Source organism: Paenibacillus mucilaginosus 3016 (assembly GCF_000250655.1).
Taxonomy (GTDB): domain Bacteria; phylum Bacillota; class Bacilli; order Paenibacillales; family NBRC-103111; genus Paenibacillus_G; species Paenibacillus_G mucilaginosus.
The window spans coordinates 6,019,627-6,033,391 of the sequence record NC_016935.1; the positions used below are offsets into that span (position 1 = coordinate 6,019,627).

13 protein-coding genes and 2 pseudogenes are annotated in these 13,765 nt (G+C 61.7%); all 15 read right to left on the reverse strand.

Features of this window, described 5'->3' with window-relative positions; genetic code table 11:
* Positions 1-10: 10 nt before the first annotated feature.
* Positions 11-397: a ribosomal maturation YjgA family protein gene (locus PM3016_RS24530; protein WP_013919336.1), complete on the reverse strand. Its 387-nt coding sequence runs from the start codon at positions 395-397 to the stop codon at positions 11-13.
* Complete coding sequence (locus PM3016_RS24535; protein WP_013919337.1) at positions 397-1,575, reverse strand: hypothetical protein; 1,179 nt, start codon at positions 1,573-1,575, stop codon at positions 397-399. The genes PM3016_RS24530 and PM3016_RS24535 overlap by 1 nt, the downstream gene beginning before the upstream one ends.
* A gap of 367 nt (positions 1,576-1,942) precedes the next feature.
* The gene (locus PM3016_RS24540) at positions 1,943-3,088 is read right to left on the reverse strand and encodes an acyltransferase (protein ID WP_013919338.1); all 1,146 of its coding nucleotides are present in this window, start codon (positions 3,086-3,088) and stop codon (positions 1,943-1,945) included.
* A gap of 307 nt (positions 3,089-3,395) precedes the next feature.
* Positions 3,396-4,130 carry a TraR/DksA C4-type zinc finger protein gene (locus PM3016_RS24545; RefSeq protein WP_013919339.1) on the reverse strand — a complete coding sequence of 245 codons (735 nt, stop codon included), beginning with the start codon at positions 4,128-4,130 and terminating at the stop codon, positions 3,396-3,398.
* 162 nt (positions 4,131-4,292) lie between these two features.
* A complete protein-coding gene (locus PM3016_RS24550) occupies positions 4,293-5,336 on the reverse strand; it encodes a Leu/Phe/Val dehydrogenase (protein WP_014371355.1) in 1,044 nt (347 codons plus the stop codon).
* Positions 5,337-5,625: 289 nt separating this feature from the next.
* Positions 5,626-6,354: a class I SAM-dependent methyltransferase gene (locus PM3016_RS24555; protein ID WP_014371356.1), complete on the reverse strand. Its 729-nt coding sequence runs from the start codon at positions 6,352-6,354 to the stop codon at positions 5,626-5,628.
* A gap of 172 nt (positions 6,355-6,526) precedes the next feature.
* The gene (locus tag PM3016_RS24560; RefSeq protein WP_014371357.1) at positions 6,527-7,603 is read right to left on the reverse strand and encodes an FUSC family protein; all 1,077 of its coding nucleotides are present in this window, start codon (positions 7,601-7,603) and stop codon (positions 6,527-6,529) included.
* A 179-nt stretch (positions 7,604-7,782) separates the two neighbouring features.
* The gene (gene tatC / locus PM3016_RS24565) at positions 7,783-8,523 is read right to left on the reverse strand and encodes a twin-arginine translocase subunit TatC (RefSeq protein WP_013919343.1); all 741 of its coding nucleotides are present in this window, start codon (positions 8,521-8,523) and stop codon (positions 7,783-7,785) included.
* 73 nt (positions 8,524-8,596) lie between these two features.
* The gene (gene tatA, locus PM3016_RS24570) at positions 8,597-8,857 is read right to left on the reverse strand and encodes a twin-arginine translocase TatA/TatE family subunit (protein WP_013919344.1); all 261 of its coding nucleotides are present in this window, start codon (positions 8,855-8,857) and stop codon (positions 8,597-8,599) included.
* A gap of 34 nt (positions 8,858-8,891) precedes the next feature.
* Positions 8,892-10,565 (reverse strand): PhoX family protein, encoded by a 1,674-nt coding sequence (locus PM3016_RS24575; protein WP_014371358.1) that lies wholly within the window; start codon positions 10,563-10,565, stop codon positions 8,892-8,894.
* Positions 10,566-10,721: 156 nt separating this feature from the next.
* Positions 10,722-11,597: a hypothetical protein gene (locus tag PM3016_RS24580; RefSeq protein WP_014371359.1), complete on the reverse strand. Its 876-nt coding sequence runs from the start codon at positions 11,595-11,597 to the stop codon at positions 10,722-10,724.
* Positions 11,598-11,613: 16 nt separating this feature from the next.
* Positions 11,614-12,957: an ABC transporter permease gene (locus tag PM3016_RS24585; RefSeq protein ID WP_041619240.1), complete on the reverse strand. Its 1,344-nt coding sequence runs from the start codon at positions 12,955-12,957 to the stop codon at positions 11,614-11,616.
* Entirely contained in the window at positions 12,957-13,133 is a 177-nt protein-coding gene (locus PM3016_RS40220; RefSeq protein WP_238540661.1) for a hypothetical protein, read from the reverse strand. The genes PM3016_RS24585 and PM3016_RS40220 overlap by 1 nt, the downstream gene beginning before the upstream one ends.
* A 63-nt stretch (positions 13,134-13,196) precedes the next feature.
* Positions 13,197-13,364 (reverse strand): annotated as a pseudogene (locus PM3016_RS40915) (hypothetical protein); the annotation flags it as partial.
* Positions 13,297-13,695 (reverse strand): annotated as a pseudogene (locus tag PM3016_RS24590) (ATP-binding cassette domain-containing protein); the annotation flags it as partial. The pseudogenes PM3016_RS24590 and PM3016_RS40915, both read right to left, overlap by 68 nt.
* Positions 13,696-13,765: the final 70 nt, after the last annotated feature.

A 13,765-nucleotide genomic window follows, 5' to 3' on the forward strand; every position in this document is an offset into this window, starting at 1 on the left:
GATAGACGGTTCACCTGCAAAGACGCCATGGGTCCAGCCCGTAAGCTGCAGCAATGCCGGCAGCATATCTGGCCAGATCGATCCACAGGAAGCCATGGCCCAGCACAAGGGCGCCCGGCGTGGTGGCCCGCAGCGCATCAATCCACGGGCTGCGGTACAGCTGGCTGGCTTCGATGCCGAAGCTCAGCAGCAGGCTGAGGCCTGCCGCGAAGCGCGCGCCCCGTGGCAGGAACAGGCAGCGGCAGCCGAAGTAGATCATGGCCGCCCACAACGCATCGCCGAGATGGGCGGCGGCGAACGCGGGCAGCCGGTCCCCGAACACCCGCGAAGCAAGGCCCAACGCCATCACGAGAAGCGTGATCCCCGCGTAGGCCCAGCGGCCGCGAGCCGAAGGCATTAGGCCTGAGGCTGCTGCGCGCCGCGGGCCTGCAGCACCTCATAGAAATCCGGCGAGCCGGTCAGCAGCCACTGGCGGTGGCGCTCGACGTCTTCATTGTTCTCCGGGTCGCCGTAAGGCCAGCCCTGGCCCATGCCGACGGAATATTCGCGCATGAGGCGCAGCAGCGCCGCCGCCCAGTTGCGCGTCGCTTCGACATGAGGCACATATGGATATACCCTGTCATAAGCGGCACGGATCAGCATATGCGACACTTCCTGCAGCACGGTCGGCACGTCGGCTTCGTTCAGCTTGGCCGCCACTTCCTCGGGAAGCTGCACTTCATCCGTCGACGCATGCTGCTCATACGTCTCGGCGGAGATCAGCCCCTGCTCCTTGGCCACCCACAGCTTGATGCGGTCGAGGGCCGGACGGAAGGCGGTCGGCACCGAGACCGTCAGCTCCGGATCCGGTTCGTCGAGGTTGATCACGAACGACTCGCCGAACTTCTGCAGCTTCGCGTTGCCGCGGACGCCAAGCCAGCGCAGCGCCAGCAGGCCGTGTGTACGCACCTTGGCGTCGACCGCATCATTGCGGCAGACGCGGCGAAGCATCTTCTCGCTGCGCGGATCAGGCAGCATGCACAGCAGGCGGACCGCCGGCAGCACCATCTCCGGGTCCTCCAGCCACTGGCCGAGGTGGCCGAAGATGTTGTCGATCGACTCCTCAAGCAGCCAGTCCAGCTCGATGCGGCGCAGCGCGTAATCCTTCAGCTCCACCATGCCCTGCTCCTTCAGCGTCTCCTCGCCATGCTCGGCCACAAGGCCGGCATAGGCCCGCTCCAGGTCGGCGGCAAGCTCGCCCAGATTGGCCTGGTCGGTCTCGGAGATCCCGTTCATCTGGATAATGCCGCGGAGCCACTGCGACATGGCCAGCGGGTTATGCTGGAAGAGCATCATCGCGAAGGTGATCATATCGCGGTCGAAGTTCAGCTGCGGGTTAAGCGCAAAGCGTGCCAGCATCGTCTGGGAGTCGCCTTCCTTGCGCATTAAGCTGAGCGATAAAATAATGCCGTTCCAGGCATTGTTGTTGTTTTTGTCATCGAGCAGGGCCCGATAAAAGCAGAATGCCGCGGCTCCGTAGGATTCCGCCTGCAGATACTGCCGTCCCATGGTGCCGATATCCCCATATTGACTCATAGTGTAGTCCCTCTCCCAGCCACGTGTAGTACGTATTTTTTTATGATATCAGTCGTTTGTGTTAAGGCGTCACGGCCCAGCATGCGCCGCAAACCCGTCCTCCACAGTATACCTTATTATGGAGAAACTTTGAAACTTTTTGTATCCGTTTTCTTTAAGAGACGCAAGGATGGAACCAAGACCGGTTACAGGACAGCCGCCGCTTTCGCCGCCAAGATCAAACGAGTGTACACACGCCCGTCGCTCTTTCCCTAACCGTAATTTCCGCCTGCACATAAGAACGGCCTGTCATCCGCAGATCACAGGCCGGCTCTATCTCTATTTTATTTCCAATCCATGTAAAATACCATCCGTCCGGAGCAGCAAATCAGTTGGCAGCCGTTCCCTTGGCCGGAACCCCCGGCGGAACGGCGGCAGGCCTGCGGCCCCGCAGGCTGCGGCTGACCCAGCCGTAGGCAATGGCGAGGAACAAGGAGCCGAGAAGCGGCCACAGGAACCCGATCAGCATGTACAGGTCGTAGGAGAGCATGCCGCCGGTCGGCTGGATCCCGACCCGGTACAAGCTGAGCAGAGCCGGGTGGGCCAGGTAGATGCCGAAGGAAGCCGCTCCGAGAACAAGCAGTGCTCTATGAACCCCGGGCAGCTTCGGCGTGACGACGGCCCCGACCCAGGTCAGCGCCATGCCGAGAAGCATCGCATACGCGTTCTGGGTCGCTTCGAACCAGGTGTGACTGAAGCCGCCGACACCGTATCGGTCATTGAGGAACAAGGCTCCCAGAGCCAGTCCACCCAGAACCGCGGCCGGAACGATGAGAACGGCGCCGCGCCGCATCCACTGCATGAAGGCCGAATAATGGATGCCGATATACCCGCCCAGCATGAATACTCCGATGTACGTTACAGCCAGAGACGGGCGGTGGTCCAGCGGAGCCACGTAGTGGTTGTACGCGTAGAAACCGGCCTGAATGCCGAAGCCGATCGGCACCATGAGCTTCTCCAGGATGCCCGAGGCTTTGACGGCAGTCATCATCAGGGGGAAGAGCAGATAAAACTGGATGATAATGATCATGAAGTACAAATGATACCCGACGTCCGCCCACTGCAGCATCTTGAGGAACGGGATCCACTCGATCACCACGCTGCGCGTAAAAAGCCACTGATTGAACACATAATAAATAAAAGACCACAGCACGTAAGGAATAATGGACGAAACGATCCGCTTGCGGTAGAAGCCCGCCGCCTGCTTCAGGCTCCAGGTGTCATAATAACGGTAGAACAGCACGACACCCGAGATGAAAATAAACAGGGGCACGGCGAACAGGCTCATCCGGTTGATGGCGACGAACGCCATCTGTGTCAGGCTTCCCTCAGCCAGAGCCAGATGCGATTCGCCTGCACGGGCGGTTGCATCCGCCGTGGCATGGATCAGAACCACCGCCAAAATGGCAAACGCCCGAACGATGTCGAGCTCTGCAATCTTGGGACGGCTCTTCTTCCCTTTTGATGGTTCCATGAAGTACCTCCAGGACAAGAGTTCATTCCGTCCATCATAACATAGATGCCCGCTTAGTTTGAACCCCCGCGAAGGTTTAGAGTCAAGGGAGTCTTCTCCTGTACAATCAGCCGCACTCCCTGGGCCGCCGGGGCCTTTGAATGAGCGGGCAGCCAAAAGACCCCGGCGCTGAAGCCCGGGGTCCTGCCTTCCCAGCCGCCGTTTTTATGCTCACTGTCTCACCGGAGCTGCGTGGAATTTATCTTTGTACGGTTCACCGCCTTATTCCCTTCGCCCTGGGCCCTGCACAAGCGGCGGCCGGAAGACTTCAGCGGCGCCGGAGCTCCCGGTCCTCAAGCAGCGGCTTCGCCTCGTCCTTATCGACGTATTCTTTGTACGGCGCAGCCTTCTGCACATGCCGGTCCTTGCCGTCGATGCCGCTGCCCGTGAATTTCTCGATCTCCTCTACATGCCCTCGCCCGTCGAGTTTGTCAGAGGACAGCTGGTCGTAGGAGGAGACGTCCCGGGCGGCCGCCATCGCCGGCGAATCCGAATTGCCGTAGCTCTCGACGCTCTCCCACGCATCCGCATCGTCGAAGCGGCCGGAAGCCGCCTGCCGCCCTTCGCCCGCTCCAGCCGGCGGCCGCGTCATAACCTCTTCCTCCACCGGTCTGCGGTCCGGATCGCTTCCGGCGTCGGCATGCTCGATACAGACGGCCGAGAAAGGCAGCGCCTCCAGCCGCTCGAACGGGATGCCCTCCCCGCACACCTCGCAGGTGCCGTATGTACCCTCTTCCATCCGGGCGAGCGCCTTCCCGACCTGCTCCAGCTGGCCGTCCAGCGTCTCATTCACGGCGATATCCCTGCCGCGCTCGAATACCTCCGTCCCGAGGTCTCCGGGATGGTTATCCGCCGCGGACAGCTCCCCCGTCGAGTCACGAAGCGATTCTTCGAGGCCCGCCGCCGTCTCGTCGTTGATCTCAAAGTGCTTTGTCAGCTCCTTCTTCTCTTCGAGCAGCATCTCTTTCAGCCGCTTCTTCTGCGCTTCGGACAAATGGTTCATGGCTTGTCCCTCCTTCGGTGATTTGCTTCTACTTACCCCCGTTCCCGAAAAAGTGACGCAGCCCGCCGCACAACCGTTAAGCGATGGCACGAGATGCTGCCGGTACGCCGGAGCGATCACAGCCGCTGTTAGAGCGCAGGAGCCGGCCGGCCCCGAAATCCTTCAGGGCCCCGCCAGCAGCCGCTCCACTCTCCTGTCCGCCGCCTTGGCGGTGCAGGTGCGGTACAGATCGGCTTCGTAGAACACCTGGCGCAGGGTGCCGTAGATCTCCTGCACCCGCTGGGCCGCGTCCTTCGCCGTACCGCCTTCCAGGTCCACCGCCGTGGTGATGACTCCCCCCGCGTTGATGACGTAGTCCGGCGCATACAGGATCCCGAGCTGCTCCAGCCGCTCGCCGTGCCCGGGACGATCCAGCTGATTGTTCGCGGCTCCAGCGACAATCCGGCAGCGCAGCCTGGGCAGGGTCGCGTCGTTCAGAATCCCGCCGAGCGCGCAGGGCGCGAAGATGTCGCACGGTGCGTCATAGATCGCATCCGGAGCCACAACGGCTGCCCCATAGGCTGCCGTCGCCTGACGGGCCTTGCCCCCGTCCGGATCGGATACGGTCAGCGACGCCCCGGCCCCATGCAGATAGCGGCAGAGCGAAGCGCCTACCTTGCCGAGTCCCTGCACGGCGGCCGTCCTGCCGGCCAGCGACTCGCTGCCGTATGCTTCCTTCGCGGACGCCAGAATGCCGAGGAAGACGCCATAGGCCGTCATCTCGGCCGTCAGGCTGCCCGCAGCGCAGAGCGAGCCCGTCTGGTCGGTGACGTGCCGGGTCTCGAGCGCGACCACGTCCATATCGCGGATTTCGGTGCCGAGGTCCACGCCTGTGATGTAACGGCCGCCGAGCGACTCCACGAACCGGCCGAAGGCCCGCAGCCGCTCCTCCCGCTTGGCCCCGGCCGGGTCTCCGAGGATCACGGCCTTGCCGCCCCCGTACGGCAGTCCGGCCATGGCCGACTTGTAGGTCATTCCCTTGGCCAGCCGCAGCGCATCCGCGGCCGCGTCGGTGCCGGATGCATAGGGATACAGGCGGCACCCGCCCATGGCCGGTCCCCGTTTCGTGCTGTGCACCGCAATCACGGCCTGCAGTCCGCTGCCCGGATCGCTGGCAAACGCCAGCTGCTCGCAGCCAAAGTCTCTCATCGCTTCCAGCACATCCATCTCTAAGCCCTCCTTCATCCCTCTGGCGGCCGGCCTGCGCAAGCCGGAGATCAGCCGGCAGAGAGGCCCTTCTGTCACAGCATATGCCCGAAAGACAGGACTGGTGCCCAAGGGGAAGCGATCCCCGATGAAGGCTTCCGGCGGGGTCGGAGATCCGAAATATACGATAGCGATATACGTCGAACAGCCCTGCGGTAAGTACCCGCAGGGCTCCCGGAACAAGAGGGAATCCTATCGAACAGCCTCTTGATCCGATACAGCGGAACAGGCTGCCGCGCCGAAGGTCTGCCTAGCGCGGCGGCTTGCGTGCCCCGAAAGCGACACAGTGCCCTTTCATCAGCACCGGCACGTCGCCGCGGTTGATCCCGAGATGCAGCGGCTCGACTTCGGCATGGAGCTCCTCCCAGCCTTCCGCCGCCTCACGCAGCAGCTTCAGCGCCTCGTCCGACTTCAGCACGACCTCGATCATCGTCTCGCGCTTCGCTCCCGTGCGCTTGTCGAACTCCTCGATGTCGGTATTCATCAGGATGCAGAGAATCCCGCCCGGGCGCACGCCTTCGGCCATCGACCGCACCGTGCGCTTTAGCACCTCCTCCGACCCGCAGTGCTCCATCGCCCCGGCTGCCAGGATGTAATCGTAGGCTTCCTTGCCGATGGCCACCTCTCCGAGGTCCGCCTGCTCGCATGTCACCGCCTCCTCGACGCCGTAGCGGCGGCAGTACTCCTTCAGCTTCTGCAGCGCCGAATCGAGCAGGTCGACGCAGTGGACCGAACCGCCGGACGGCATGAACCGCTTCGCCAGCGGAATCGCGTTGCGTCCGACGCCGCTGCCAAGATCAAGCACCCGCACGGGCTGCGGCTGATTCCGCTTTTCATCCAGTTTCTCGGCCAGCTCCATCACCAGCGGAATCGGCCGGCTGAGCCAGGAGCCTTTTTGATACAGGTGAACCTTCTTGTAGTACTGCTCGTGATACTGCCTCTCCGCCTGACGGATGCGTCTGAGCTTGACGGAATTCATGGGACCCCCTCCTCTGTCTGCTGCGGTAAACCGCTTGTACCTACAGCATTTCCTATGGAGGTTTACCCCAGCCTCCGCCGCTTTGACTCTCCAAATTACATATCCACAAATCAGCTCTTATCAAAATTACATATCCACAAATCAGCTCTTATCAAAATTACATATCCACAAATCAACTCCTATCAAAATTTCTGCGCAGACGCTCGAGCGAGAAGTCCAGCGGGTCCTTCAGGTCCGCTCCGCCCTTGAACTGCTCCACAAGGCGGTTCAGCCGGCCGGTCTGGTACCCGTAGTCGTACATCACGGCCGCCACGACGGACAGCCGGACCGAGCCCTCAAGGCCCTGGCTGCAGCGGTGCACCACCCAGTCCATGAACCGGGTGTTCTCTTCCTCGAAGTTCTCGGCTTCCTGGCTGTCCGGCTTCAGCTTGTCGTCGAACTTCAGCATGACATGCTCATGGTACTTGATCAGCCGCTCCAGGTGGTGGTCGAACATCTCGTCGGCCTCCGGCGAACGGCCGGCCCCGAAGTAGTGCTCGTCGATGACATCCAGCACCTCGGCGCCCTTCTCCATCGTGTGAAGCATCTGCTTATACACGACAAGATGACGCGAGCGGCTGTATTTGGCCCGCTTGAGCTTCTTCTGCTCTTCCTCGAAGAGCGAATATTTGCCTGCGAGCAACTTCAATGCGCCGCCCAGCGCGGCCTTTTCCTCCCGGAAGACGGACTCCTTGATCTCGTCGGAGATCACGGTCCGCAGGAGCAGCGACATCTTCTGGAATACGGAGTGGATCTGCGAGACGAACTGCTCCTTCGGCTTCGGCGGAATGAAGAAGATGTTGACGAGGAACGCCGCGCCGATCCCGACCAGAGAAAGCAGGAACCGGTTGAGGGCAAAATCCCACTGCCCCGACGCCTCCATCACCGCTACGACCGTGACGAGCGTGATGCCTATCGTTTCTTCCATTTTCATTTGAAGACAGATAAGAATGACAAGGATGCAGACAATCCCGATCGCAAGCGGCTCGTTCGAGAAAAAGCGTCCGGCCGCCAGCGCCAGCGCCGCTCCGAGCACGTTGGTCTGCAGCTGGTCCAGAAAATAGCGCCACGACCGGTAGATCGACGGCTGCATGGCGAAGATCGCCGCGACCGCCGCAATGACCGGCGAGGCCGATCCCAGCAGCAAGGCCACATACAGGGACAGGGTGACCGCGATCCCCGTCTTGAGCACACGGGCTCCCAAAGCCACAGCAATCACTCCTTCTAGGTTGGCAAGAGTACATCCAGCCTATATCTTACACGGGATGGCCCCGATTGGCAAAGCGCCCCCGCTCCCTGTTATTACCCGCAAATCGCGGGTCCTTGCCTGCAAGCCCGACACAGCAAAAAACGCCTGCCGGGGAGGACAGACGTTCTTCAGGAGGGGGGTCAGGACTGCGGCACTTCCGCCGGGGCGGCGGCCAGCTGTTTGCGGTAGACCCATTTGGAGAGCGTGATGCTGAATTCGTAGAGAATCAGCAGGGGCACGATGACGAGGATGTCGCTGATAAAATCGGGGGGCGTGATCGTAATCGAGATGACCGTGAGCAAAAAGTACGCCATCTTGCGCATTTTGGCGAGACGCAGCGGATTCAGAATCCCGATTTTCGTGAGGAACATGACAACCACGGGCATCTCGAACAGAAGCCCGAAAGGCAGCGTCAGGTTCAGCATGAAGCGGAAATATTTGTCCGCCGTGTACATCGTCTCCACTTGGCCCTGGGCCATTCCCTTCAGGAACGAGAGCACCATCGGGAAGAGCACGAAATAACCGAATGCAATGCCTGCGGCGAACAGAACCGCCAGTGCGGGAATGTAGCCGAGCGCCGCTCTTCGCTCCTCCGGCGTCAGGGCCGGACGGACGAACTTCCATACCTGCAGTCCCGCTACCGGGATGGTTACGGCAAGCGCGAAGACGCCGGAGATCATCAGGTACACCCAGAGGATGTCTGTCGGACCGAGCACCGTCAGCTTGCCGTCCATGTCGCTTACGAGCCAGCTGTAGATGGGCTTCGCGTACAGGAAGGCCGCCACGAGGGCCACCAGGAAGGAAGCGAAGGTAATGATGAGCCGCTTGCGCAGCTCCTCCAGATGGGTATAAACATGCGTATCTTGCCCGGAACTTGTCAAGCTGCAACTCCTCCGTAACACAGACCGCAGCCCCCCGCTCCATCACAATCGGGCGGGAGACCGCACGTCCCTTTTACTTCTTGCCGTCCGCCGCCAGTGTCGGCTGCACTTCGACCGCGGATGCGGTGCCCGTGCCGGAAACCGGCTTGTCCTGCGGCTTGTCGGCCTGCCCCTTGTCCTCGTCGTTGATAAGGCCGCGTGTGGCGCTCTTGAACTCGCTGAGCGTCCGGCCGAAGGCACGGCCTAGCTCCGGCAGCTTTGAAGGTCCGAAGATGATGAGCGCGATGATCAGAATAAGTATGAGACCGGGTATGCCGATATTGCCGAATGGCATGGGGTTCAGCTCCTTTGCTTGGGAAGGAATCCCTTTAGAATTGGAAACCGGTGATGGCTACGACAGCCGGACGCGGCATGGTGTCGCCCGGACGGTGCGGCCACATGCTCGTCGGCTTCGCGAGATCCGTCGTGTTCTCACCCGGATGCTGCACGGCGAGGAACAGGGTCGTCTCATCCGGCGTGAACCAAGGGCCCGTCAGCTCGGCATCAAGCGGTGCGGAAGCGAACTGCATCGCCTGGCCCATGTTCGGTCCGGTCGTCGGGATGACGAACATGCCGTTGTTGCCGAAGGAGGTGAACACGCCTTTGTTCATGGAGCTCGAGGACATATCCGTTACGGTCCACAGGTTGCCTGCGCTGTCGAACGTCAGGTTGTCCGGTGCGCTGAAGCCGCTTTGGCGCCCGCCGGCCGCGAAGATCTCGAAGTCGAACTCAAGCGCGCCGAGGTCGCTGTCCTTCTCGAAGAAACGGGTGATATGGCCGTGAATGTTGCCGTGGTTGTCGTTGTTCGTATGGGCTACGAAGAACGTGTTGTCGAACGGGCAGATCTCGATATCCTCCGGACGGTCCGTCGGCGTAGCGCCGAGGATCAGGGCCGCCTCATGCGTATTCACCACTACGTCCGCCTGCGTCTGGAATTTGGCGAGCAGATCTTCCTTCTTCGCTTTGATCAGGCTCGGCACCTTGAACTTCTCGTCGGCCAGCGCCTTCTGCACCGCTTCGATCGTCAGGGCGATCCATTTGCCCTTCTTCATGTCCGCCGCATAGAGCGTGCCGTCGTACAGGAGGTTCGTATTGGCGCGGCCCATCTCTCGGATATACTTTTCCTTGGACACGAACTTGTACACGCACGCGTCCTTCTTGTCGTCACCCATGTAGACTACGACACGGCCGTCCTTGCTCAGGCCCATCGCCGTGTTCTCGTGGTTGAACCGGCCGAGGGAGGTGTGCTTGCGGATCTCGAAGGACGAATCGAATGGATCGACCTCGACCACCCAGCCGTAGTGCGTTGGGTTCAGCCCTGCCAATTCGGCTGTCTCCTCGAAGTTCTCCTCACAGGTCAGCAGCGTGTTCCACAGCGTCATCCCACCGGAGCAGTTCGCGAAAGTACCCTGCACCTGAACCGCACTGCCCACCGCATTGCTGCCGGCAGCTTGTCCGACCAGCTTCATCATGGTCAGGCCGGTTACGCGGCGGGCATACTTCGACTTCGTGTCCATTGCCCACTTGCCGTCTTCCCCGCGTTTCAGTTCAATGATCGAGCCGCCCTGATTGTACAGCGACTTCTTGATCTGCTCAGCCGTATATTTGCCGTCAGCGCCCGCAGGAGCCCCGTGTACGAACAGGTCGGAGGAATACTCGTGGTTCACCCACAGGAGACCGTGGTTGTTCGAGCCCTCGATCGGAAAGAACACGGTGAAGTCGTTGTTAAAGCCGAAGGTATCGCCGGCTTCGTTGATTTTGTCGCCGTAAGCCGCGACCACATCATATGTAAATCCCTTGGGAAGCAGCAGCTGGTCTTCCTTGCTGTGTCCGATCGGCTCGAAGAAGCCGGATACCTTGTTGCTCTTGTAGCCGAACAAATGGGAAGCCGCGGCCGCGCTTGCTTTGCTCTCTGTAAGCGACCCCAGGCCTGCTGCTGCAGCCGCCAATGCGGCGGTACCCGACCCCAAATACGTAAGGAATGTTCTTCTGTTCATTTCCATGACTGAACGCACCATCCGATCTTCGTTTTTAAATTGAACGAATCAACAAGTCCATCATACCCAGGGAATGTAAAGGTAGAATTAAGGGCATGTGGAGTTTTTGTAAAATGGTGTAGTAAAATAAGCAGTCCCTGCGACTAAATACCCATATATTTCCTATTCCTTCATTTTCTCAAACTGGGCGTCATAGAGACGGAACATCGTCTTGTAGCCGGATTCGTCCACCTTGATGCCGACATCCAGCCGTCCCGTGATCTTCAGCGGACCCTGGGTATACCGCAGCTTCACATCCTCCGGCACGAACACGATCATGATCCGGTTCCAGTAGGTTTCATCCCCATTGTCGAACGGACACTCGGCTCCCGGCTCGGGGATGAGCAGGAACCAGTGGTTCTCCATCGAGAGCACCTCGCCCATATACCCTTTGATCTCGACGGTCTTCCCGCTGAGATCCCAGAATTTGTTCGACGGCGTCGTCTGCTTGTCGTTGTCGAAGAATTCGTCCCAGCCGATGACCGGCGGGCCCGAAGTTTTGGCCGGCGCGGGGGCTGCGGCGGGCGCTGCCCCGGCAGGTGCCGGAGCGGCCTTGCCGGCAGCCGGGGACGCGGCGGGCGGCGGCGTGAGCTCGCCGGCGGCCGGCGCCGGTGCGGCGGCTTGGCCGGCAGGCGCGGCAGGCTCGCCCTTGGCCGCTGCCGGCGGCGGCTCCCCGGCAGCGGCAGCAGCTGCGGCAGGCGCGGCGGCGGGCGCGGCCGGTGCCGGCGCTGTCGCAGCCGCGGCAGACGGCGCTTCTGCCGCCGGTGCAGGCTCAGCTGCAGCGGGCACGGACTCGCCGGCAGCCGGGGCCGGCACGGTTGGCGCGGCGGTTGGCGCGGCGGTTAGCGCCTGCGTTGGAGCCTGCGCCGGCGCTGCCGGCTTCGCCGCATCGGCGAACGAGCCGCCGGCTTCCGCCGCCCCGCCGGACGGCGAGACTTTGCCGCACGCGGTCAGCAGCAGGCAGCCGCAGAGCATCGCATAGGTAAGCTTTTTCATCATGAGTCTCTCCTCTCTCTTAAGACCGGAACAGCTGCAGCGGGTCCGCCCGGTATACCCGGAAGGCCGGCCCCATCGACGCGGCGGCCCCTACCAGCAGTGTGCCTGCAGCGAGCAGTCCCTCGCCTTCCGCCACGGTCAGCGCGTTGACGTGAATGCCGGAGAACTCAAACATCGCCGTGGCGCCTAAGTAGCTGCCCAGATGCCCGATGGCCAGGCCCGCTGCCAGACCGATCGCCGTGATCAGCAGCCCTTCCCCCAGCAGCGTGAACCAGATGAACGAAGCCGGCTTGCCGATCAGCCGCAGCAGCCCCGCATCCTTGCTCCGCTCTCCCGCTGCGGCCACCAGCGACAGCAGAATCGAGATCGCCGCCAGCAGCACGCAGAGCACCGAAACCACGTTCAGCATGGCCGTACCCTGGTCGACGAGATTGACGACATCAGCCACGGCCTTGCTCGTATAGACAGCCTGCACGTTGTCCAGCTTGTCGTAAGCGAGCTTCAGCGCCTGTGCGCCGCCGATCGACTTCGGCTTGACGAGCACCGCGGTCACCTCCCGGTGCTGCTGCGCCTCCGCCCCGTGAACCTTCCATGCATAATCGACGGTGGTGAATACGGCCCGGTCATCCGCGGTGTTCAGCATGGGAAGAATGCCGACCACCTTGTACTCGAACGAGTCATGGGCATCGCCCGGCTCTCCATGCCCTGCCGCTTCATGTTCTTCCTCTTCCTTTCCGGCCTCGTGACCCGCTTCCGCCGGTTCCTCATGCCCCTCTTCCCCATGATCTTCCGCCTCATGATCTTCCGCTACATGATCTTCCACTTCATGATGTTCCACTTCATGATGTTCCACTTCACCGGCCCCATGGGATTCCACCAGGCCATGGCCGCCCTTGAAGGTGCCGCCGACATGAACGCCAAGCTCACGGGCCGCATGCGCGCCCAGGACCACCTCGCCGGAGGCCGCATAGAGCCTTCCTTCCGCGAGCCTGCGGTCCCCGTACCGCTCGGGGAAATACGCCGGTTCGATCCCGACGATCGGATAGCCGTTGTAGTTGTCCCCTGTCGTCATCGCGTAGGCGGCGGCCGTCTGCGGGTCCTTGGCAAGCCCCTCGAATATCTCATACGGAATGTTGCCGGTCGGCACATCCACGTGATAGAACGTGTTCAGCACGAGCTGGGTCTCGCTTCCGTCGGCTCCAACGACCAGCTCGAACGGGCCGTAGCCCTTAGCCGCCCCTTCCTCGATGCCCGCTTTGACCAGAATCAGAAAGACGAGCAGCCCCACGGTCAGGGCCACGGACAGTGCCGTCAGCAGGGACAGTCCCTTCCGGTGCCATAGATTGCGCCACAAGAGCGTCATCACAGCGCAACCCCCTCCTTCTCTCCGGCGGCCGCCGCTTCCTGCGCAGGCCGGACGAGCGCATTGATCTCGCCGATATGCACCGTCCTGGAGAACGTCCGGGCGAGATGCAGATCATGCGTGACCGTAATCAGCGTGCTGCCCTCCCGGGCACAAAGACCCAGCAGCAGCGCCATCAGGGCTCCCGCCGTCTCGTAATCGAGCGACCCTGTCGGCTCGTCGGCCAGAAGGAGCGGCGGCCGGTTGATCAGTGCCCGGACGATCGCCACACGCTGCTGCTGCCCCCCTCGAGAGCTGTGCCGGCCGGTGATCCATACGGTCCGCCATGCCGACTGCCTCCATCCACTCCCGGATGCGCGTCCGCTTCTCCCGCTTCGGCATGGCGGAGGGCAGCACCAGCTCGACATTCTGCTGGGCGGTCAGCGAAGGAATGAGATGAAAGTCCTGAAAAATATAGCCCACCTTCTCCGCCCGGAACTTGTCCCTCGCCCCTTCGGGCAGACCGGTGAGCTCCAGCCCGTCGACCTGGATCGTGCCGCCGTCCGGCTTCTGGATTCCGCTCAGCAGGTGAAGCAGGGAGCTCTTCCCGCTGCCGCTCGGACCTATGATCGCCAGGCGTTCCCCGCGCTTCACCTCCCAGGCCGGGATCTTCAGGATCGGAAGCGGCCGGCCGTTCACGGCGAACGCTTGGGTGACATGCTCCATTCGGATCATGACACCGGTATGGATCGGATTCATAAGGAAGTCAACCGCCTTTCATGATGATCATCTTGGAAAACAGCAACAGGAGAACCGCAGTTCTCCTGTC